This is a genomic window from Rickettsia peacockii str. Rustic, assembly GCF_000021525.1.
Lineage (GTDB): Bacteria > Pseudomonadota > Alphaproteobacteria > Rickettsiales > Rickettsiaceae > Rickettsia > Rickettsia rickettsii.
The window spans coordinates 221,482-241,548 of the sequence record NC_012730.1; the positions used below are offsets into that span (position 1 = coordinate 221,482).

A 20,067-nucleotide genomic window follows, 5' to 3' on the forward strand; every position below is an offset into this window, starting at 1 on the left:
AAGTACTATACGCACGTCATCGAGGAATCGGCAAGAATTTTTTTTATTTGAAGAGACAAATTATGGAAATTGGTAAGTAATATATCGATTCTAGCGGTAGAAAGAGATGTAATATCTTTATTTAAAGATTTTTGGAGTAGATCAATATCATTAGCAGTATAATATTTTCTATTATTTATTTTATAATTAGATAAATCAGGGCTTTTTGTCTCTAGATACTTAATTGATGTAAAGCAATATTTAAATGCTTAATCACTTCACTAGCAGAATAATATTTTTTTGTTAGCTTATTGTTTGTCATATACTCCGAATACAGATTTTGTTGCATGGCTCGTTTTATGTCATTCCCGCGTAGGCGGGAGTCCCAAAAATAACCTTAATATTGATACACATTATTGACACAATAAACCTAAAAAAACAAGTTTTTTATAGGTTTTACTGGATTCCTGCTTTCGCGGGAATGACATAAAAAGCATTTTCCGAGACATACAACAAGCCAACAAATTATAACGAAGTTCATCGAGTAGATTCATTAATTAAAGCTTTTAATTTAGAAGAAGGGACAAAACGTAAATGCTTTTTTGATTCTATAATTACCGGTGCTTTGGTATGAAAATTTATTCCGGGACGTGGATTTTTTTGTTTCACCTCAAAGCTACCAAAATTCTTTAAAGTTAATTTTTGCGCTTTTGCTATTTCTAAAATATTAGAAAAAACCGTATGAACTATTGCCTCGCATAAATTATTTGAAAAACCCAATTTAGAGCTTAACATAGCTGCAATTTTTGCTTTGGTAATAGTCATAAATAATACCGGTTTTTAAGGGTATATTGTCTGCAGTCATTGCGAGGAGAAACTATAAGTTTCGACGAAGCAATCTCAGAAGTTGATCCTACTTTATGAGATTGCCGTGTCGATGCTACGCATCTCCTCGCAATGACGTTAAAAAATTACGAATTTGCTTTTTCTTCATCGTTATTATATTCGTTAATATTTTTATTTAGCTCTTCTAATTTATCCACTAGGTGCTGACGTATTTTTTCTTGCTTCTTGCTGCCTGCTTTTTTATAAGCTTCCATTTTTGCTTTTACAGCATCTATAGATTTTTGCAGTTCTTCACCTTTTTTATCTTTCTGATCTTTCACATTCTTTTTTATCTCTGTAACGCTTTGGGCTATCTGATCATTAAGTATTGCTTAAGGTCTGATTAAATTTATCGGCTCCCGTTTGTGCTAGGTTTGTTAAATGGTCTTTTAATTCCTGTAAGTTTTCGGTAATTGTTTTTGTACTGCTTGTAGCTACTTCTGCAGTTTGCACTTCATTTGCTTTTGTTTCATCCTTGGTAGGCAAATCTGCAAAAATACTAGGTGTTAATAATAAAGTAGCGGTAGCACCTAATGTTATTAAAAATTTTTTCATTATATTCTCCAATTATTTATGTTTATTATTATATTGTTCAACTTTCTTACTTAAATCATCAAGTTTTTTCACAAGAGTCTGTCTATATTCTTCCACTTTATCATCTTTAATTTTCTGATAATCCTGTAACTCTTTCGTTAAATTTTTATATTGCGCTTTTATAGTTTCTAAAGAATGGTCTTTACTATCCTTAGCATATTCCTCTAAATCATTAATTTTGACGGATAATTTATCTGCTACTTCATGACATTTTTTATTAAAATCGACAGTAATAATTTTAGCAGAGTCCTTAAGATTTTAATGTAATTCTTCAAGTGCTTCACTTATAGTTCTTATAAAACCTCTTTATTGAAATAGTTAATAAAAATTAAACTTAAGTATTATATACCGGTATCATAAATAATATAATTATAAAAAGCAATTTTAAAAAGTACATATTGAATATATAGTTATTGTATCAAATAAATTTGAGGGTGTTATGACATTAGAACTAGGAAAAAAACTTCCTGATTTATCTTTACACATAGGTCAAGATAACGTAATTAAACTATCGGATTTAAAAGGAAAATTCGTAATATTATATTTTTATCCGAAAGACGATACACCTGGATGTACTATTGAAGCACAAGATTTTAACAAGCTAAAACCGGAATTCGATAAACTTAATACGGTAATTATCGGAGTATCCAAAGATAAGCTTGACTCTCATGATAAATTTAAAGAAAAATATAGTTTAGGATTTGATTTAGCCTCTGATGCAAATTCAAATTTATGCGAACAATTAGGGGTATGGATAGAAAAATCAATGTTCGGTAAAAAATATATGGGTATTGATAGAGCTACGTTTTTACTTGATAAGGAAGGCATAGTTAAGCATATTTGGCGGTCGGTAAATGCTAAAAATCACGCTCAAGAAGTACTTGAGAAATTACGGACTATGCTTTCTTAAAATGTCATACCGTGGCTCATTTTTTTGTCATTGCGAGGAAATTGCATAGCAATTGACGAAGCAATCTCAGGATATTTGACGAGATTGCCACGCAGCCTACGGCTGCTCGCAATGACGTTTCATTTCTTCCATCTATTGTGAAACCAAAACCATTGAGCAGGATTTTGCTTAACCCATTCTCCTAGCATTTGATTAATATTAAGCATAATATTATAGCAATCAGCTTTATTATCGCCGGTTTGCTCCAACTTTAATTGCGGGTGAACTATTACTTTAAAATAACTGCCTTTAGTTCTAATGATTTGGCAAGGTATAATTGGATATTTATACTGCAAAGCAATTTTAGCGATGGCGCTTGCAGTCATAGCAGGATGCCCTAAAAAAGGCACTTCAATTCCATCGTTCATTTTTTGATCAACAAGCATAACAATAGATTCACTCTCCTTGATAGCCCTGACTAAAGCTCTGCTACCTTCAGAACCTTTCGGTATAAGTCTTAATTTATCACCGGCACGGCTTTCATTAACCAACTTGTTAACATATGGGTTATTTGCTTTACGATAAATTACGGCAACTTTCGGATAAAATTTATGAAGAATCTTAATACTAATATCCCAATTGGCAAAGTGACCGCTAAATAATAAAAAAGGTTGTCCTTCAAGTTTTTTAATATTTTCTATGCCGATTATTGCGATTCTACGCTCTAACTCGGCTTCATCCATCTTGCTAACATATGTAAATTCACCGATAAACCTACCAAAATTATCCCAAGTTTGATCTATGATTTTTTCAACATCACACATATCGCCGAATACTACTTTAATATTTCGTCTAGCAATTTTATTAACAGCAAATAATATACCGACTTTTCTTGCTATAAAACTACAAATATCCGCCGCTTTATCTACACCGAATATTCCTATTACTTTCAGGAATATAACAACGATAAAATACTCAATTAAATATCTAAGCTTTTTTAAAAATTTTTTCATTTAATAAATCAGGATGGTTTATAGATAATTCTACATCTAGACAGACAATATTATTATTTAAATCATTAAACTTAACATGATCTTTTCTTGTAGTAACTAAGGTAGCATTATGCTCTTTAGCTAATGAATATAAATTTTCTAAATCTGCTTGTAAATAATTATAATGATCAGGAAAAATTTTGTAACCGGTTATATTTAATCCGTAATTTTTTAAAGTCGCAAAGAAACGCTCAGGATTACCGATACCGCTAAAAGCAAAATAATTTTTAGTTTTATCTATATTATGTGAAGGAACTATTTGAGCATTTATTAACTTATTGACATAAGGAGTTAAAATCTTCGGTATTTTATCTTGGTGGCTACTGACTAAAAAAATTAAATCAGCTGCATCAAGGGCTTTATTTGGATATTGTCTTAAAGGACCGGCAGGAATTAGAAAACCGTTGCCGAAAAGCCTTTGGCTATCTACTGAGACTATAGTAAAGTCTTTATGAAAATAAGGATTTTGTAGGAAATCATCAACTATTATTATATCAGGTTTAAGCTCGTTAATTAACGGCACAATCTCTTTAATATTTTTAGTAGCAATAACTGCTCCGTACTTTGCAAGTATTACCCCCTCATCTCCTACCTCTAATGCTGTATGTCCTTGATGTATGGTAGTTGCACTTTTAAGGTTACTACCATAAGCCTTAGTTACTATTACAAAACTTACATTTCTAGCTTTTAGTAATTTGGCTAGATACATTACTATCTGCGTCTTACCCGTACCTCCTACGCTACAATTACCGACACAAATAACTTTAGCAGGCAACATAATAGGACGTGCTAAACTAGCTCGTAAATAGCCTAAAAATTGATATATCAAGCTTATAGGCAAAAGCAAATAAGCTATAATATTTCGCTTCTGCCAAAATTCAGGATATAAAAGTTTGATCATAGTTTAACATTTATGGTAGTTAAAAATAAAGTCAAACGGATTGATTGCTTTATTATCTAACAGAATTTCAAAATGCAAATGTTCACCCGTTGCATTACCAGTGCTTCCTTGTATACCGATAAATTGACCACGCTTAATTTTATTTCCTTCCTTGACTGACATTTCTTTTAAATGAGCATATTTTGTAACAAATTTGCGTCCATGTTTAATCTCAACAAAATTCCCGTAATCAGGTGCTCTAGCGGCTTTTATAACAATTCCGCTTGCTGCTGCATATATCGGTGCTGCTTTTTTAGCTTGTAAATCAATACCGCTATGGAAACATTTCTTTTTTCTTTTCTTTTTATGAGGACTGGTCCTAGTTCCGTAATGGCTAGTAATTTTCGGCTCATATTCCGGCATCATAAGTGGTATTGTACTAATTATTTTATCAAGCTTGGTTAATTCTGAGATATTATTCCTATGAGTTTGTTTTTTTGCAAAATAGCTAGCTTCCGGTTTAGAGAGAAACTTATATTTTGAATGTAGTTTTGTTACAACTGCCTTTATATTAGCTATTTTTATTTCGGCTGCTTTATTAAATTCTGCCGGGTTTTTATTATGTAATTTGTGTAAAAAAATCTTATTTTGTTTAGGGTTATTAATTATTAGACCTAAGTTTTTTGCATATATACATTTGCTATTTTTGTTTGTTAAATCATACTGTACTACTAAATCCGCATGGCTGATTTTATATTTTTGTTTTAATTGAGATGAAGTAGTAGCAACTAACGTAGTATCACTAGATTTTTTAATACTGCTACAACCTTGAACAAGAAAAACTATAAACAATAAAAAGATATATTTTTTAAAAGACATTAAAGATAAATGTATGTAAATTTCAAATTAAGAGTGCCACTTAAATATTCTATTAATTTCTCTAATTCTCCTCTAATATTTGGAGGGTTAATTAACATTAACCCACACTTTACCATATTTTTATCACTATTTAAAAGCTCATATTCAATAATCATAGTTTCTTTAAATCCGATATTTTTGTAATTATGGTAAAAATCACGGACTAAAGATAAATCTTTTATAGGATACCAAATTAAGACAGTCTTATTAAGAACTCGTAGCTTAATTTTTTTAAGTGCTTCAAGTAATTTTTGAAACTCATTTTTTACTTCAAAAGGCGGATCAAGAAAAATTAATCCTCTATTCTCTTTAAATGGTAGCAAAGCTTTGATAGCATTATAAGCATCTATATTATGCGTATCATTTGGTCTTAATAATTGCTTAATTATAAAAGGTGAACCTGGGTAGTGACTTTTGCCTGCTATATTTATTATATTTAAAAAAGTTTGTAAGAGCTGAGGAATAGGATCGGTAGCTTGCAGTAATTTATTAATTCCCGTATCGCTTTCTAGAGTTTTAGAAGCCGCCTCCGAGTTTAAATCGTAAAGACCTAGCCCAGTAAAAGCATCTAAAACCGCAAAAGGTTTTTCTTTTTTCTTGAGCTGTTCTAAAATACTAATTAGGACTAAATGTTTGACTATATCGGCAAAATTGCCTGCATGATAAATATGACGATAGTTCATTTTAAATTAATCATAAATTTCACTTCTATGACCAACTCGCACGTATGGCTCTATGTCATTCCCGCTTTCGCGGGAATGACATAGAGCATATACTTTATAAACCATATTTCTTTTTTAAGAATTCCGTTGCTTCTGCTGAAGTAAGTAATTTATCACTTTTATTATTGCTTCTTGCTAAAGCAGTTTCTGCATCTTCTCTATCTTCTTTTAGTTCACGTAAATAATTTTTAATGGCTTCTCGTATTAGTAGATTTAGGCATCTCGTCTAATTTAGCTACAGTAATTATATATTATATCATAGTATAATTTACTGTGCAATCTTTCGTAAAAGCAGTGTAGATTAATACTATAGCCTTTAATTAGACATTCTTTAAGTAAGTTAGTAGCCCATTTCTGAAAGCGATCCCTCTCTTAGAATTTACCCTATATCCTACTGATATTATCATATCTAAATTATAGTATTCTACACCTTGGTATGTTCTACCATCAGCGGCAGTATGTACAAAATTTGCACATACTATATAGTTTTCTTTCTTTTAGAATTTTATTAATATGTTTTGTAATAACTGTTCTATCTTTGTCAAAAAGTTTAGCATTGCCTAGAAAAAGTTGTTTTATAGTGTAGTTTAGCTTTCTAATGTCATTCCCGCTTTCGCGGAAATGACATCGAGTTTTTTATTTACTATCATTTAGTTAGCAATGCCTTGCTTTAAACATTTTTTATAAGCGTAAGCCATTCTTCTTCATCAATAATTTTAATATTAAGCTCTTTAGCTTTTTTAAGTTTACTGCCTGCATCAACGCCGGCTACAACTAAATCCGTGTTCGATGATACGCCAACTGCAACTTTAGCCCCAAGCTTCTCAGCCGTTGCTTTAGCTTCTGCTCTAGATATCGTCGGTAAACTACCGGTAAATACGACTATCTTGTCCGTTAAACTACTCTGTTCTCTAGTCTCTTTATAATCTTCAATATTTAATATTTCACCAAGTTTTTTGATAAGCTCAATATTTTCTTTAACATCAAAAAAATCAATAATATCTACTAAAATCTTATCACCGATTCCTTCTAAATTGTTTAGTTTTTGATAAATATCAGGCTCATTTGTTCTAAGCAATTCCATTTGAGCTATAAAATTATTATAGCTGCCAAATGCTCTAGCAAGTAATTTAGCATTTTGTTCACCGATATGCCTTATGCCTAATGCATATATAAATCTTGGCAAACTAACGTTTTTTGATTTTTCTATATTTTTAAAAAGATTTTCTACTGATTTTTTACCCCATCCATCCATATTTTCAAGTTTTGCTAAGCTAGAGTCATTTTTTTCTTTTAAAAAGAAAATATCTAAAGGATTACTAATCAATCCCTTATCTATTAAAAACTCAACTTGCTTACGCCCAAGCCCCTCAATATCCATAGCATTTTTCGATACGAAATGATGGATACGCTCATAATTCTGAGCAGGGCAGTTAAGGCCATTATCACAGCGTATAATAATATCTTCAGGCGTATAATGCAATTTAGAATTGCATGACAGACAAAATAAAGGAGTATCAAACGTTTCTGTATCATTAGGACGTTTATCAAAATCAACTCCCATGATTTTAGGAATAACGTCACCAGCACGTTGCAGGAATACATAATCCTTAATCCGCAAATCTTTTCGTGCAATTTCTTGGAAATTATGTAATGTTGCTCTGCTAACAGTTACCCCGCCTATTTCTATGGGTTCAAGTTCGGCTACCGGCGTTAACGTACCAGTTCTACCGACCTGTACAGTAATAGAAAGTAACTTTGTTTGTCCTATTATTGCAGGAAATTTATGAGCGGTAGCAAAGCGTGGACTTCGTGCAATAAAGCCCATTCTATTTTGCAGTGCAAAATCATTTAGCTTATATACTACTCCATCAATTTCATAAGGTAAATTTTCTCTATTTGTTTTGAGATATTCGTAAAAGGCGAAAATTTCTTCTTCAGAACTCGCAAGTTTAGATATTTCATTAATGTTAAAGCCGCATTCTTTTAATTTTGTAAGTAATTGATCTTGTGAAGAAGCGAGATTCTGTTCAGTTACCCCTCCTGAATATACAAAATATTTGAGCGGTCTTTTAGCCGTAATAGAAGAATCAAGCTGACGCAGTGATCCGGCAGCAGCATTACGAGGATTGGCAAATTTATCCTTGCCCTGCTCTTCTTGTTCTTTATTTAGATTTAAAAAATCTTGTTTTTCAATATAAATTTCCCCTCGTACTTCTAAAAACTCCGGAACATTATCTATTTTATGAGGAAAATTTTTGATTGTTTTAATATTTGCTGTTATATCTTCACCGACATATCCGTCACCTCTTGTAGCTCCCGTTGTAAGCACCCCGTGTTTATAAACAGCAGAAAAAGACAAACCGTCTATTTTAGGTTCACAAAAGATAGGAGCAAACTCATTAAGGCGTAAGAAAATTTTTATACGGTCTACAAAATCTCTCACATCTTGCTCATCAAAAGCATTACTGAGAGATAGCATGGGCACTTGATGCATAACTTTAGCAAATTTATTTGCTATTTTAGCCCCTACTTTTTTGCTAGGACTATTTTCTAAAATTAAATGAGGAAATTTTTGTTCTAACTTGAGATTGGTATTAAATAGCTGATCATACTCGCTATCAGAAACTAAAGGATTATCTTCTATATAATAAGCATGGTTATACGCTGCAATTTTATCAGCGAGTTCTTCTAGTAATTTTTGTGCTTCCTCTTCAGATATTAAATCAATATTTTGCATTAGTAGTTCATACTTTTATTTTAATTTACAATCAAATCCAATTCCTAAAATTTTTATTTTCTTCAAAATCGCTAATTGCTCGTTTTAGTCTTTCAGCATTTTTAGGACTTTTTAACAAGTATAGTTTCCTCCATAGCATTATGATCTTCAAGCGACATAATAACCACCGGTTTTTGTTTTTGTCTAGTTACAATCACTGAAGTGTGATCTGCACAAACTTTTTTCATAACATAACCTACTTAAGTACCTTTACATGTAATAAGGCATGTTTTATAACTAGTCACTTTAAGAATCAAAATCAAAATCTTTACCTAGTTTAATATATGCTCTAATACGGCTCATGAGATTTTGGAAATATGTTAAATTATGCCATGTCATTAGCATAGAGCCAAGTATTTCACCGATTCTAACTAAATGATGTAGATAAGCTTTACTATAGTTTCTACAAGCAGGACATAGGCAATCATGTTCTAGCGGCTTGTTATCATCGGCATATTTGCTATTGCGGATATTTACCGTACCGTATTTCGTAAAAGCCTGACCGTTGCGACCTGAGCGTGTCGGGATTACGCAGTCAAACATATCTATACCCCTGCTAACCGCACCTATAATATCAGCAGGCTTACCGACTCCCATTAAATAACGCGGCTTATTTTGCGGCAGAAAATCAGGAGCATAATCAAGTACTTTAAACATAAGCTCCTGCCCCTCACCTACTGCAAGTCCACCTACAGCATAACCCTCAAAATCAAGTTCTACTAGATCCTTAGACGATTGCTCACGTAATTCTTCGTAAACGCTACCTTGAATAATACCGAATTGTGCATAGCCTTCCCGCTTAACAAAAGCATTACGTGATCTATTCGCCCATCTAGTCGTAAGCTGCATAGAAGTTTTAGCTTCTTCAAAGGTTGCAGGGTAAGGCGTACATTCATCAAAAGCCATAGTGATTGTGCTACCGAGCAGATATTGTATTTCGGTAGAACGCTCAGGAGTTAACATATATTTATCGCCGTTAATATGAGAGCTGAAACTTACTCCCTCTTCGGTTATCTTGCATAACTTCGATAGCGACATTACCTGAAAACCGCCAGAATCGGTTAATATCGGCTTATCCCAATTCATGAATTTATGTAAGCCACCAAGCTGTACTATACGTTCGGCAGTCGGCTGAAGCATTAAGTGGTAAGTATTGCCAAGCAATATATCCGCCCCCGTTTCTGCTACCGATTCAGGTAGCATTGCCTTAACCGTTCCTCTAGTTCCAACTGGCATAAAAGCGGGTGTACGCATCTCACCGTGTGCGGTTACGATAATACCGCTTCTAGCTTTTTTATGCTGATGATAAATATTAAAAGAAAATTTTGACACTGATAATCACTTATTTTTAAAAGCAATATTTTAGCATACTATAGTTTATCCTGGAATATAAAAATTAAGATTAAAAGCAGATATCACCTAAAAGCAGTTGTTTTATGCTGTAATTTAGCCTTCCGATGTCATTCCCGCGTAATGATAATCTTTTCAACTCTAAATAATTATAGTCATTGACTTATTTTAATTACTTTATAGATTACTTTTCTTAAAAATGATAATTAAACTCTGTCATTCATAATATAATTTAATTTATAAGAGTTAAAATATGGAAAATAAAGAAGAAGAAACTTTAACCTTTGAGTGAATAATAGATGAAGAGGAGGAAAAGCGTTTAAAAGCTCACAATGCAAGGAAAGAGCTTAAGTTAATATTAATAACATTTGCTATTATTCTCACTAGTTTTTTAACTTTTTGTTATTTCTGTTTTAAATATATAGAAGAAAAAGCAGCAGGGTATAAATTACAGCAAGAACAAGAAGCAAAAATAAATAATAACACAAAATGAAATTGTTTAAATACAATGTAACCAAAAACTATTAATCTATTTAGAGTTAAAAAATTATTTGTTATTACAATTTTTACACTTTTGCTTTGATTGTAATCAACTATTATTAATATAAATAAAATAACTTTTATGGAAGATATAAACTCTTGGAAAGAAAAGTTTGAAATTTGTGTTTACGCTAAAAAGCTAGTTGATAAACTCGAATATTTAAACACTAAAGTAAAAAATCCTGTTGATATAGAGGAAGTTAAAACAGGTATCTACTACGCTCGTAAATATCATGGTTCACAAATGCGTCAGTCAGGTGATCCGTATTATTCGCACCCGATCGAAGTAGCGATTATGCTTGCAAAGTTTGTAGCAGACGAAGCGCCTAAGCTTTTTACTTCTAATATGATAAATGCTGCTCTACTTCCACTATACTATTGAGGATACAGAACTTACTGAAAAGCTGATCATCGAAATTTTTGGTAAAGAAATAGCAAAACATGTAGAAGGTTTAACTAGAATTAAACCTCACGGACAAATCAGTGTCGAGGAAAGCTTAAACCTATTAATTAAGCAAAAAAGATAGGATACCGCACTTATAAAATTATTTGATCGTATTCATAATGTACAAACATTAGGAGCTAAATCACCTGAAAAAGTGAAGCAGATCATTGTGGAAACATTTAAGAAGTTTCTAGTTGTTGCTATACATTTAGAGTGTTATGAACTTGAAGAAAAGTTTAATGAAATTTGCTATAGGTTTTTATACAAAGATAAATATCATTATTCACTATGAATAACCTGCTTCTTTTTCCAACTTTTGAAAATGATTTAGACCAAACATACAAATTATAAGTAATGGAACCATCACAACAAACAAACCATATTGACCCAAATATTTTGTTAAATCTATAATTCCAAACGAAGTGATTATACACATTAAGGCTCTAGAAACAGCATATATCATACTACTGTAAAGCGTTTAAAAACCGGAGCCTAAAAAAGATTGAAACAGCAGGAACAGTATCAAATGAACATATTATCAAACCTATTTGAATTAAAAGAAGCTGGAAAGGTGTAGTTGTACTTTTTAAAAGGTATGGTGCAAATAGAATAAATATAAGAGTAAAGCTAATTTTACTCTAAGAATTTTTAAAGGATATATTTTATAACTTAGAAAACATATTAAAGACATACTAGCTAGGTGGAACATTGAAATAATAAAATTATGATGAATAACCTGAGCTGCACTATATCCAAATGCATTCTTTAAAACTTCACCACAAGTAATATAAGTATAGTAGAAAATATGGGCCAAGCACAACCATTATGAAAAAATATATAGTTGTCTTCTTATTAGGTTTTTGGTAAAAAATCTCATCGTTTTTTAATTCTTTTTTGTCGATATTTGCTTTTTCATATTTTCGTAAAAGTCTAGCACTTGCATCTACAAAATCAGGCGTTTCTCTAAGATGAGCTTTAGCGTAACCTCTCACAACTGCAATAATTGCACCTATCCAAACGGCAAGACGCCAATTAAATCCTTGAGTAGTAACTAAAGATACTATAGCTAAAGCTACAGTTGTCCCAATTACTGATGCTACGGCAATAAAAGAAACTACGGGATATTGTATAGGTGGTTTTGTAATTTCAGTTCAATAAAGTTCTGCTACTACTATTTCACCTACAGAAGCTATACCTTGAATTGCACGGCAAATTGTTATTAATACAGCAGCAAAATAACCTACTTGTTCATAAGTAGGAGCATTTGCCATAATTATACAGGATAAAGCCATTAAGGTAGATAATAACAGTAGATTTTCGCCCTAATTTATATCTATCACCTATTCAACCAAAAACATATGCTCCTAGTGGTCTAAATATAAAGGTAGAACAAAAGGTAAAGGCAGAGAGAAGAGCAGCTGCACTCGCATCATATTTAGGAAAGAACAATTCATTGATACTGCTAAATGGACGTACAACATTAAATCAAAATACTCAAGAAAAGTAGCTGTAGATAAAATTCCTGTGGCTGCTTTTTGGTCGCTTGTTAAACTTCTCTGTTCTTTTTCATAGCCTAGCATAAATTCTTTACAAAAAATTAAATTGTAAAGAAATTTATACTGTTTTATATAAAAGTCAATAGAAAATTTCACTTTACACGATAAACAAGCAAAGGAAGTGCAACTTAATATATTCCGTGAATTGATAGAAAAAAGCTATAATATATTGCGATGTTTTTTATAGTTGTAATTATATAGATTTAACTGTATTCCCCAGCAAATAGTAACGTTAAAAGCAAGAAACAAGCTAACAATTAGCACTTTAAATTTACTTTATTTTATTAGCATGGATAGATATGTTATAAATAAACTAATTGAAAGAAAAAATAAATAATATACAGTAATAATGGTTCATTTTTAGATTGAAAAGCAAAAATACTATACTATTATTGGTAGTTATAATTAAATATATTCAAAATATGCTTTTTCAATCACTAAATTTATACTCTATCTTAGTTGCAGGTCTTACAGCTACTTTTATCGTGTTTATGCGTCAATTATCTTATTACAAACAGCAAATTATTAATAAGGATTTAAAAATAATACCTGCATATTTTGATAAAAAAATGTTATATAAAATTCTTAATAATAACTGCGATAGATATTCTGCTCTTGAAATGATTAAATCTTATTTTAAGTTGAAAACCGCAAGATCGTTATCATATGAAGAACTTGAAAATGATAAGCAATTAAGCGAATTATTTAGAGATTCTTTAAACTATTTTATTGATGATTTTATATCAAAATCCGATAAATCAGTTACAGTAAATAAAGTGTTTAGTATACAAGATGAACATAACAATACTCATAAATCATATGCGTTTTTAGAGAAAAATAAAATATCGGACAAAACACATCAAATGCTTATATATGTCAAAGTGCATTATATAATGACCAAAGACGACGAAGAAAGCTTAAACACTTTCATAAACTTGGCTAAGATAATGTAGATTTCCCAAAAACAAAATCAGACACTCAAATAACAAATTTAAGAGTGAGCTTAACGAAGTCGTATAAGCGAATCTTACCAAATGTGGTATCAAGAGCTTAATATTGAAACTATATTTTTAAGTAAGACAGAGTTATTTAAAGCTCGGTTTAGAGTTACCTAAACCGAGAGATAAATTACTACTTACCTAAAAGTGGATATGTAACATTTTTTAAGAATTTTCTTTTAATATAAGTACATACTAAAAATGTCAGTACGGTACTTGGAACATAGCGAATTATCGTAGGTAAATATCTTATTAAGGTCTTAGTTGAGACTAAGTCAGTAAACGACGTACTGATGCTCTCTACTAACTCTCTACTTTTTGATCTTAAACAATCTAAAGTACGATATCTATTTTTGTATTTTAAATAACATCTAACAGCTTCAATAACCATAGAAGATATAATAGAAATTATTCCGCTTTGCATAAGAAAATAAAATTCCAGACTATCCGAACAATAACAATAATTAGCAATAATTATTAAAACTAAACCTAGAATATTAAAAAAATAGACAAATGGTTTGCCATAAGATTTCTCTTCTTGCTTAATGCTACTTTTTAATAATTCATATATTAGAGATTTTAACATGGAATTACCTATTTCATAAGAATAGCGAGCAATACACCTACACCAAAAGCGTAAGCGAGATTCCGCAAAGGGTGGTCACGTGTCGACTCACATAAATCCGCTACATTAGCTTTACCTTTATCCATTCCTTTATCTTTATAATGTTCCATAACGGGATGATAAATTACCTAACTGCTCATCTAGAATATCTCCGGATTACCTTTTAAATTAGGTAATCTTGACACTAAGCTTTCAATATCTTTTTTGATACCTTCGACATCTGCTTTAGCAGAGTTTGAATTTGATTCTTTCATAATTTACTCCTTTATTAGTTTACATTTTGTTAAGCAAATTATTTTGCCTACAAAACTTATACGATGCTCCTCTTATAAGAACTTTACAATAGCTTAAACAATAAAAAAACCGAATCTAAACTAGATTCGGCTAAATTTAATGATTTTTTATTTCGTATTACTTCTACTTACTACCGAATGAAGAAACAATTTTATTAATTAATGATTCAATATTAATTGCTGATTGAGTATATTTTATCTCTTCATTAGCCGCTAAATTTTCATCGTCATTACCCGGTACAATTGAAATATATTTACCTCCAAGTAACCCGCTGGTGACTACTTGGGCTTTAGAATCTTTAGGTATTTTAACATCATCATTAATATTTAGATATACACTTGCATCAAAACTATTTGGATCTAAAGTAATTTGCTTTACACTACCGATTTTTATACCTGAAATCATTACGTCGCTTCCAACTGCTATCCCTTCCGCACTTTGGAAATGAGCAGTTACCTGATATCCTTTTGAGCTAGTTATAGAACTACCTGTTTTGTAGGCAAAAATCAAAAATAGCAAAGCAATAATTAATACTACAAAGCCTATAATTGTTTCAATAATGTTCTGTTGCATTGTTTTTTATATTTTATTAATTAATTACGGTTGCCATCTATTATATTTAAGATTTGATGTTTTAGGCAGCTTTTTAACTATTTTATTATTCTTTTGCCATGGAAAAAGCTGAATATTTTTTGGTATCTCATTTACTAAATGATGTAACCAAGCGTGCCAACTTGGCAGAATTTTTGTAGGTTCATTTACATTTTTATAAATAACAAACCTCCTTGGACGCCCTAAATAATCAATATTACGGCTTTCATAATATTGATTCAAAAACTCATCTTCTCCTACTTTTTTGTGAAAAAAAGTAATAAAATACTTATCTATCCACGACATTTTAAAATTTCTATAGCAGTTTCTCTTCCTTGCACTGCAAGTTTATCGGCAGCAATATTACCGCTATTATTTGCATGACCTTTTACCCATTTCCAAATAATAGTATGTTTACTCAATTCTGCGTATAATTTTTGCCATAAATCGGCATTTTTAACGGGTTCATTGTTGCTTTTACACCAATTATTTTTTATCCAATTATGAATCCAAGCGGTAATTCCTTGTTGCAAATATTTACTATCGGTATAAATCTCAACATTACAAGATTTTTTTAAAATCCTCAAGGCTTCAAGTGCTGCCGTAATTTCCATACGATTATTAGTCGTATCTAACTCATACCCAAATACTTCTTTGCTAGTATCATTAAATTGAAGCAAAGCTCCCCACCCTCCGGGACCTGGATTACCCGCACATGCACCATCAGTATATATCACTACTTTTGAATCCATAATATGCATTAACTAGGTTTAGAAGAATTACGAAATTTATCTAACATTATAACATTTGGACTTGAAGATGATGAAGTCTGATAACTTTTATTATTACTTATTGCCTCTTCATGTTGAGGATTTTCATGTATATTTAACGACTGATTAAAAGTGAGATTGTAATTATTATTGGAATCAACAAAGCTAATAAGTGCATCAAAAGGTACGTAAATTATTTCTTTAACACCGTCAAAACTTACCGTTAAAGAAAAGCCCGTATCATTTACTATTAAATTTTCAAACTGATATTGCAGTACTATTGTTATCTGTTTCGGATATGCCTGTTTAACTTTTGAAGGTAAAATTACCGCAGGGTTATCGGTTCTGTACGATATGTATATTAACTGATCCCAATATAAATTTTCATGCTGAATTTTTGTTAGAATTTTTTTCACAAATTCTAGCATATATTCATGCACAAATTTTTTATATTCAATATTCATACGAGAAAAATAAATAAAAATAGGTCGACGAAGTTTAATTTGAACAGTTTAAGTCATTGCAAGGAAAAACTGTAAGTTTTGACGAAACAATCTCAGAAGTCCTACTTTATGAGATTGCCACATTCTCTACGTTCGCCTGCAATGACAAGATCAACCGTTTTTAGGCAATGCCAATTTTTCAAATTAAACAAGTATAAGTGAGGGTTTTTCTGTTGCCCGGCACACCCTCCAGCCGCGTAGGATTAAGCTGCTAAAGCTAAACGACCTACAGAACGATTATTATCGTTTGCGTTTCTTTGTTTTGACCCATATGGCACAAGCCATCGGCGGAATCATCCCGAGTAAAAGCAATCTTTTTTTAGGCACGTCGATCCTATTTCGCCCCCCAAAAATACTCGATGAACTTCGTATTGTCTACTCTTTAAGAGTTATTACATATTTAAACTTTTCTAAATGACGTAGCGAATAAAGAGAAATTTGAAGGCGACACGGAACGCAGCACCGCAGGGTACACGCAAGTAACGTGAGGATTCGAATACCGGATCGACGTACAAATTACCTTTAGGAGCAAATTATTTAGAAAGTTTTGGTGGAGGCGTCGGGTACTGCCCCCGAGTCCGCAACCTCTATTCTAAATTACGTTTATTACTATAGCTATATTAGCACCAAATATTATGCCTTAATTTGATTAAAATGTAAAGGTCAAATAAGAATTCTAGATTTATATTAAAAATGGACTTATAATAAATGGTTAGAATTCTAAATTAAAAACTTAATTATGCTACCAAATCTTGGAATTATCGCCGGCAGAGGTTCATTACCTTACTTAATAGCAGGTAATTATACAAAGCAAGGCGGTAATTGCTATATCGCAGCAATTAAAGACGAAGCTGATATAGAGCAAATTAAAGATTTTGAATATAAGATTTTAAAAATCGGTATGGTCGGGGAAGCTATAAAATATTTTAAGGAGCATAAGGTAAAAAATATTATTTTTATCGGTGGAGTTAATAGACCAAATTTTAAAAATTTAGCCGTAGATAAAATAGGCGGTTTATTGCTTTTCAAAATAGTTGGGCAAAAAATTCGAGGAGATGATAGTTTGCTAAAAATAGTAGCGGATTTTTTTGAAAGTTACGGTTTCAAGGTAATTTCAAGTAATGAAATATATAAAAATCAACAAGGTAACTCCAATATTATAACCGATACTAACCCTATAAGTTCAGATAAAAATGATATTGAGCTTGGAATAAAATTATTGAATCATCTAAGTGCATTCGATATCGCACAATCGGTTATAGTTGAAAGTGGCTATATACTTGGTATAGAGGCTGTCGAAGGAACGGATAATTTAATAACGAGATGTGCAGATTTACGTAAAAATCCTCATGGAGGAGTATTAGTAAAAATAGCGAAATTAGGTCAAGATAATAGACTAGATATACCGACGATCGGTCCTAATACTATAAAGAATCTTGCTAAATATAATTACAAAGGGGTAGCGATTCAAAAAAATAACGTAATTATAGTCGAAGAGGAATTAACTATAAAACTCGCTAATGAACATAAAATTTTTATAACAAAATGTTAGCAATAGGTATTACCGGTAGCTATGCATCGGGTAAAACTTTTATGTTGGATTATTTAGCAGAAAAAGGATATAAAACTTTTTGTGCCGATAGATGCATAAAAGAATTATATCAAGATGTAGTTTTGCAAACTCAGATTTTAAAATTACTACCTGAACTTGAGTCTTTCAATATTAGAAAAATCAGTAATTTAATTTACAATAACGACCTAGCTAGAGAAAAACTACAAAATTTTATTTACCCCTTACTAATAGATAAACTCATTTTATTTAAAAAAGAAAATGCTAATTCCAAATTTGGCTTTGCCGAAATACCGCTGCTTTATGAAGCTAAATTTGAGAAATATTTTGATTTTGTCGTAACAATATACTGCTCTGAAGAAATAAGAATGCAAAGAGCAATAACGAGATCTTCGTTTGATATAGAAATTTATAATAAAATCAAAGAAATTCAACTATCACAAGAGAGCAAAATAGCAAAAGCAGATTTTGCTATAAATAGCGGCGTTGATATGTTAGACTTGGAAAAACAAATAGCGAAGCTAATAAAGGATTTGGAATGTCGAGTTTAAGAGAAATAATTTTAGATACCGAGACTACGGGACTTGACCCACGACAAGGTCATCGAATCGTTGAGATCGGTGCTATTGAGATGGTAAATAAGGTATTAACAGGCAGGAATTTTCATTTTTATATTAATCCTGAGCGAGATATGCCGTTTGAGGCTTATAGAATTCATGGCATATCCGGCGAATTTTTAAAAGACAAGCCTCTATTTCATACAATAGCCGATGATTTTTTAGAGTTTATTTCAGATAGCAAACTGATTATTCATAATGCTCCTTTCGATATTAAATTTCTAAATCACGAATTATCATTATTAAAAAGAACCGACATTAAACTCTTGGAACTAGCAAATACTATTGATACTTTAGTAATGGCTAGAAGCATATTTCCAGGCTCAAAATATAATCTTGATGCATTATGTAAAAGATTTAAAGTTGATAATTCAGGTAGGCAGCTTCACGGAGCTTTGAAAGATGCCGCATTACTTGCAGAAGTATATGTAGAGTTAATGGGCGGTAGACAATCCGCTTTTAAAATGGTTGATAAATCTGCCGTAATAAATAATTTAGCAACTAATCAAGTAAATAACAAAACAGAGCAAACTACTATTGTTATTAAACCTACAAAAGAAGAGCTGCAAAAACATAAAGAGTTTCTCAGTAGGATTTTAAAAACTGCTTAGTAAAACGTCATTGCGAGGAGAGGCAAAGCCTCGACGTGGCAATCTCAGGAATTTTATATTATTTCATGAGATTGCCACGCTCCTTTTAGTCGCTCGCAATAACGATTATCAACAATCCCCTTATCTATGAAAACAAATTTTCTTGTATTTATAACCTTTACAATACTTATCTCTTTAGGCTTTTGGCAGCTTAGTCGTTTAAAAGAAAAGAAATTATTTTTAGCTTCAATGCAAGCTAACCTAACCTCACCTGCAATTAATTTAGCAGAAATTCAAGACGGTTTACCTTATCACAAAGTAAAAATTACCGGTCAATTTTTGCCTAATAAAGACATATATTTATACGGTAGAAGGTCAATGTCGAGTGCAAAAGACGGATATTATTTAGTTACTCCTTTTAAAACCATAGAAGATAAAGTTATTTTAGTAGCACGAGGTTGGTTCAGTAATCGCAATAAAAATATTATCACGCAAGCTACAAACGACCGGCAGCACGAGATTATCGGTGTTACCATGCCATCAGAAAAAACTCGTATCTACTTACCTGCTAACGATATAAAAAATAATGTGTGGCTAACGCTAAATTTAAAAGAAACATCCAAAGTGTTAGGCTTAGATCTTGAGAATTTTTATATTATTGCGGAAGGAAAAGATATTAGCAATCTAGATATTTTATTACCTCTTGCAATAAATCATTTAGCAGCAATCAGAAATGATCATTTAGAATACGCCCTAACTTGGTTTGGACTTGCTATTTCTTTAATCGTAATATATGTAATTTATCGGCGTCGTTATATGGCTGTGAATGTCATCCCGCGCGCTTGTAGCGGGATCCAGAAAAATAATTAAAAAGACTGGACTCCGTGGTCAAGCCACGGGGTAACAGTAGAAAATCGATA

At 31.5% G+C, this 20,067-nt stretch carries 24 protein-coding genes, 1 other RNA gene and 3 pseudogenes; 9 read left to right on the forward strand and 19 right to left on the reverse strand.

All coding sequences use genetic code 11. The features are described 5' to 3' along the window. Positions 1-5: 5 nt before the first annotated feature. The 3 genes and pseudogenes from RPR_RS01340 to RPR_RS01350 all read right to left on the reverse strand — a co-directional run bounded on the left by RPR_RS01340 (position 6) and on the right by RPR_RS01350 (position 1,419). A pseudogene (locus tag RPR_RS01340) lies at positions 6-301 on the reverse strand (hypothetical protein). 215 nt (positions 302-516) lie between these two features. Further along, on the reverse strand, positions 517-804 hold the full coding sequence (locus tag RPR_RS01345) for an HU family DNA-binding protein (protein WP_012736464.1): 288 nt from the start codon (positions 802-804) through the stop codon (positions 517-519). Between the two features lie 146 nt (positions 805-950). Then, positions 951-1,419 (reverse strand): annotated as a pseudogene (locus RPR_RS01350) (hypothetical protein). Between the two features lie 478 nt (positions 1,420-1,897). Between RPR_RS01350 and bcp the strand changes: the two are divergent. After that, on the forward strand, positions 1,898-2,368 hold the full coding sequence (bcp, locus tag RPR_RS01360; protein ID WP_004997602.1) for a thioredoxin-dependent thiol peroxidase: 471 nt from the start codon (positions 1,898-1,900) through the stop codon (positions 2,366-2,368). Positions 2,369-2,487: 119 nt separating this feature from the next. Here bcp and RPR_RS01365 read toward each other — a convergent pair whose 3' ends face one another. Genes RPR_RS01365 through rlmJ form a run of 4 tightly spaced genes read right to left on the reverse strand, consistent with a single transcriptional unit; the run spans position 2,488 to position 5,880 of the window. Further along, entirely contained in the window at positions 2,488-3,360 is an 873-nt protein-coding gene (locus tag RPR_RS01365) for a lipid A biosynthesis lauroyl acyltransferase (protein WP_012736465.1), read from the reverse strand. Next, the gene (gene lpxK / locus RPR_RS01370; protein ID WP_012736466.1) at positions 3,335-4,300 is read right to left on the reverse strand and encodes a tetraacyldisaccharide 4'-kinase; all 966 of its coding nucleotides are present in this window, start codon (positions 4,298-4,300) and stop codon (positions 3,335-3,337) included. Before lpxK ends, RPR_RS01365 begins: the two co-directional genes overlap by 26 nt. 3 nt (positions 4,301-4,303) lie before the next feature. Next, on the reverse strand, positions 4,304-5,158 hold the full coding sequence (locus RPR_RS01375) for a M23 family metallopeptidase (RefSeq protein WP_012736467.1): 855 nt from the start codon (positions 5,156-5,158) through the stop codon (positions 4,304-4,306). Beyond that, positions 5,158-5,880 carry a 23S rRNA (adenine(2030)-N(6))-methyltransferase RlmJ gene (gene rlmJ / locus RPR_RS01380; protein WP_012736468.1) on the reverse strand — a complete coding sequence of 241 codons (723 nt, stop codon included), beginning with the start codon at positions 5,878-5,880 and terminating at the stop codon, positions 5,158-5,160. The genes RPR_RS01375 and rlmJ overlap by 1 nt, the downstream gene beginning before the upstream one ends. Positions 5,881-5,924: 44 nt before the next feature. Between rlmJ and RPR_RS08475 the strand changes: the two genes are divergently transcribed. Next, positions 5,925-6,104, forward strand: coding sequence for a hypothetical protein (locus RPR_RS08475; protein WP_155813506.1), 180 nt, complete (start codon positions 5,925-5,927; stop codon positions 6,102-6,104). Between the two features lie 135 nt (positions 6,105-6,239). On the opposite strand, the gene rhuM is transcribed toward RPR_RS08475, so the two are convergent. From rhuM to tgt, 4 genes are all read right to left on the reverse strand, one after another. Continuing rightward, the gene (gene rhuM / locus RPR_RS08860) at positions 6,240-6,401 is read right to left on the reverse strand and encodes a RhuM family protein (RefSeq protein WP_228368906.1); all 162 of its coding nucleotides are present in this window, start codon (positions 6,399-6,401) and stop codon (positions 6,240-6,242) included. 188 nt (positions 6,402-6,589) lie between these two features. Then, the gene (gene ligA, locus RPR_RS01395) at positions 6,590-8,659 is read right to left on the reverse strand and encodes an NAD-dependent DNA ligase LigA (RefSeq protein ID WP_012736469.1); all 2,070 of its coding nucleotides are present in this window, start codon (positions 8,657-8,659) and stop codon (positions 6,590-6,592) included. A 101-nt stretch (positions 8,660-8,760) separates the two neighbouring features. Further along, complete coding sequence (locus tag RPR_RS08865; RefSeq protein WP_014364972.1) at positions 8,761-8,886, reverse strand: type II toxin-antitoxin system Phd/YefM family antitoxin; 126 nt, start codon at positions 8,884-8,886, stop codon at positions 8,761-8,763. A gap of 58 nt (positions 8,887-8,944) precedes the next feature. Then, a complete protein-coding gene (tgt, locus tag RPR_RS01410) occupies positions 8,945-10,030 on the reverse strand; it encodes a tRNA guanosine(34) transglycosylase Tgt (protein WP_012736470.1) in 1,086 nt (361 codons plus the stop codon). A 310-nt stretch (positions 10,031-10,340) separates the two neighbouring features. On the opposite strand from tgt, the gene RPR_RS08870 reads away from it, so the two are divergent. Together RPR_RS08870 and RPR_RS01420 are read left to right on the forward strand one after the other, a co-directional pair. Next, complete coding sequence (locus tag RPR_RS08870; RefSeq protein WP_228368907.1) at positions 10,341-10,541, forward strand: hypothetical protein; 201 nt, start codon at positions 10,341-10,343, stop codon at positions 10,539-10,541. Positions 10,542-10,670: 129 nt separating this feature from the next. Next, entirely contained in the window at positions 10,671-10,970 is a 300-nt protein-coding gene (locus tag RPR_RS01420; protein WP_085065604.1) for a bifunctional (p)ppGpp synthetase/guanosine-3',5'-bis(diphosphate) 3'-pyrophosphohydrolase, read from the forward strand. A 1,214-nt stretch (positions 10,971-12,184) separates the two neighbouring features. Here RPR_RS01420 and RPR_RS08875 read toward each other — a convergent pair. Beyond that, on the reverse strand, positions 12,185-12,325 hold the full coding sequence (locus RPR_RS08875; RefSeq protein WP_228368869.1) for a hypothetical protein: 141 nt from the start codon (positions 12,323-12,325) through the stop codon (positions 12,185-12,187). Between the two features lie 656 nt (positions 12,326-12,981). Here RPR_RS08875 and RPR_RS01450 point away from each other — a divergent pair. Beyond that, positions 12,982-13,542 carry a hypothetical protein gene (locus RPR_RS01450; RefSeq protein WP_085065792.1) on the forward strand — a complete coding sequence of 187 codons (561 nt, stop codon included), beginning with the start codon at positions 12,982-12,984 and terminating at the stop codon, positions 13,540-13,542. 178 nt (positions 13,543-13,720) lie between these two features. Here the strand turns inward: RPR_RS01450 and RPR_RS01455 are convergent, their stop codons facing one another. From RPR_RS01455 to ssrA, 7 genes and pseudogenes are all read right to left on the reverse strand, one after another. Then, a complete protein-coding gene (locus tag RPR_RS01455; RefSeq protein ID WP_012736472.1) occupies positions 13,721-14,173 on the reverse strand; it encodes a hypothetical protein in 453 nt (150 codons plus the stop codon). An 8-nt stretch (positions 14,174-14,181) separates the two neighbouring features. Next, positions 14,182-14,466: pseudogene (locus RPR_RS09680) on the reverse strand (hypothetical protein). Between the two features lie 163 nt (positions 14,467-14,629). After that, on the reverse strand, positions 14,630-15,079 hold the full coding sequence (gene mlaD / locus RPR_RS01460) for an outer membrane lipid asymmetry maintenance protein MlaD (protein ID WP_004997581.1): 450 nt from the start codon (positions 15,077-15,079) through the stop codon (positions 14,630-14,632). A gap of 24 nt (positions 15,080-15,103) precedes the next feature. Then, a complete protein-coding gene (locus RPR_RS01465; RefSeq protein ID WP_012736473.1) occupies positions 15,104-15,403 on the reverse strand; it encodes an NADH-ubiquinone oxidoreductase subunit NDUFA12 family protein in 300 nt (99 codons plus the stop codon). Further along, on the reverse strand, positions 15,391-15,858 hold the full coding sequence (gene rnhA / locus RPR_RS01470) for a ribonuclease HI (protein WP_012736474.1): 468 nt from the start codon (positions 15,856-15,858) through the stop codon (positions 15,391-15,393). Before rnhA ends, RPR_RS01465 begins: the two co-directional genes overlap by 13 nt. Next, positions 15,858-16,331, reverse strand: a complete 474-nt coding sequence (locus RPR_RS01475; protein WP_012736475.1) for an SspB family protein — start codon at positions 16,329-16,331, stop codon at positions 15,858-15,860. Before RPR_RS01475 ends, rnhA begins: the two co-directional genes overlap by 1 nt. A gap of 196 nt (positions 16,332-16,527) precedes the next feature. Next, positions 16,528-17,035, reverse strand: a transfer-messenger RNA (tmRNA) gene (gene ssrA / locus RPR_RS01480). A 74-nt stretch (positions 17,036-17,109) separates the two neighbouring features. On the opposite strand from ssrA, the gene RPR_RS01485 reads away from it, so the two are divergent. The 4 genes from RPR_RS01485 to RPR_RS01500 all read left to right on the forward strand — a co-directional run bounded on the left by RPR_RS01485 (position 17,110) and on the right by RPR_RS01500 (position 20,017). Beyond that, positions 17,110-17,922: an LpxI family protein gene (locus RPR_RS01485; protein ID WP_012736476.1), complete on the forward strand. Its 813-nt coding sequence runs from the start codon at positions 17,110-17,112 to the stop codon at positions 17,920-17,922. Next, positions 17,916-18,491, forward strand: a complete 576-nt coding sequence (coaE, locus tag RPR_RS01490; protein WP_012736477.1) for a dephospho-CoA kinase — start codon at positions 17,916-17,918, stop codon at positions 18,489-18,491. Before RPR_RS01485 ends, coaE begins: the two co-directional genes overlap by 7 nt. After that, positions 18,479-19,168, forward strand: a complete 690-nt coding sequence (gene dnaQ, locus RPR_RS01495) for a DNA polymerase III subunit epsilon (protein ID WP_004997573.1) — start codon at positions 18,479-18,481, stop codon at positions 19,166-19,168. The genes coaE and dnaQ overlap by 13 nt, the downstream gene beginning before the upstream one ends. Before the next feature lie 126 nt (positions 19,169-19,294). Then, a complete protein-coding gene (locus tag RPR_RS01500; RefSeq protein ID WP_012736478.1) occupies positions 19,295-20,017 on the forward strand; it encodes an SURF1 family protein in 723 nt (240 codons plus the stop codon). The last annotated feature ends 50 nt before the right edge of the window (positions 20,018-20,067 follow it).

Excerpts from the sequence above, each read along its gene's own strand:
- RPR_RS01345 (WP_012736464.1), bottom strand. The coding sequence starts at position 804 with ATGACTATTACCAAAGCAAAAATTGCAGCTATGTTAAGCTCTAAATTG.
- bcp (WP_004997602.1), top strand. The coding sequence starts at position 1,898 with ATGACATTAGAACTAGGAAAAAAACTTCCTGATTTATCTTTACACATA.
- RPR_RS01365 (WP_012736465.1), bottom strand. The coding sequence starts at position 3,360 with ATGAAAAAATTTTTAAAAAAGCTTAGATATTTAATTGAGTATTTTATC.
- lpxK (WP_012736466.1), bottom strand. The coding sequence starts at position 4,300 with ATGATCAAACTTTTATATCCTGAATTTTGGCAGAAGCGAAATATTATA.
- RPR_RS01375 (WP_012736467.1), bottom strand. The coding sequence starts at position 5,158 with ATGTCTTTTAAAAAATATATCTTTTTATTGTTTATAGTTTTTCTTGTT.
- rlmJ (WP_012736468.1), bottom strand. The coding sequence starts at position 5,880 with ATGAACTATCGTCATATTTATCATGCAGGCAATTTTGCCGATATAGTC.
- RPR_RS08475 (WP_155813506.1), top strand. The coding sequence starts at position 5,925 with ATGGCTCTATGTCATTCCCGCTTTCGCGGGAATGACATAGAGCATATA.
- ligA (WP_012736469.1), bottom strand. The coding sequence starts at position 8,659 with ATGCAAAATATTGATTTAATATCTGAAGAGGAAGCACAAAAATTACTA.
- RPR_RS08865 (WP_014364972.1), bottom strand. The coding sequence starts at position 8,886 with ATGAAAAAAGTTTGTGCAGATCACACTTCAGTGATTGTAACTAGACAA.
- RPR_RS01420 (WP_085065604.1), top strand. The coding sequence starts at position 10,671 with ATGGAAGATATAAACTCTTGGAAAGAAAAGTTTGAAATTTGTGTTTAC.
- RPR_RS08875 (WP_228368869.1), bottom strand. The coding sequence starts at position 12,325 with ATGGCTTTATCCTGTATAATTATGGCAAATGCTCCTACTTATGAACAA.
- RPR_RS01455 (WP_012736472.1), bottom strand. The coding sequence starts at position 14,173 with ATGTTAAAATCTCTAATATATGAATTATTAAAAAGTAGCATTAAGCAA.
- mlaD (WP_004997581.1), bottom strand. The coding sequence starts at position 15,079 with ATGCAACAGAACATTATTGAAACAATTATAGGCTTTGTAGTATTAATT.
- RPR_RS01465 (WP_012736473.1), bottom strand. The coding sequence starts at position 15,403 with ATGTCGTGGATAGATAAGTATTTTATTACTTTTTTTCACAAAAAAGTA.
- rnhA (WP_012736474.1), bottom strand. The coding sequence starts at position 15,858 with ATGCATATTATGGATTCAAAAGTAGTGATATATACTGATGGTGCATGT.
- RPR_RS01475 (WP_012736475.1), bottom strand. The coding sequence starts at position 16,331 with ATGAATATTGAATATAAAAAATTTGTGCATGAATATATGCTAGAATTT.
- RPR_RS01485 (WP_012736476.1), top strand. The coding sequence starts at position 17,110 with ATGCTACCAAATCTTGGAATTATCGCCGGCAGAGGTTCATTACCTTAC.
- coaE (WP_012736477.1), top strand. The coding sequence starts at position 17,916 with ATGTTAGCAATAGGTATTACCGGTAGCTATGCATCGGGTAAAACTTTT.
- dnaQ (WP_004997573.1), top strand. The coding sequence starts at position 18,479 with ATGTCGAGTTTAAGAGAAATAATTTTAGATACCGAGACTACGGGACTT.
- RPR_RS01500 (WP_012736478.1), top strand. The coding sequence starts at position 19,295 with ATGAAAACAAATTTTCTTGTATTTATAACCTTTACAATACTTATCTCT.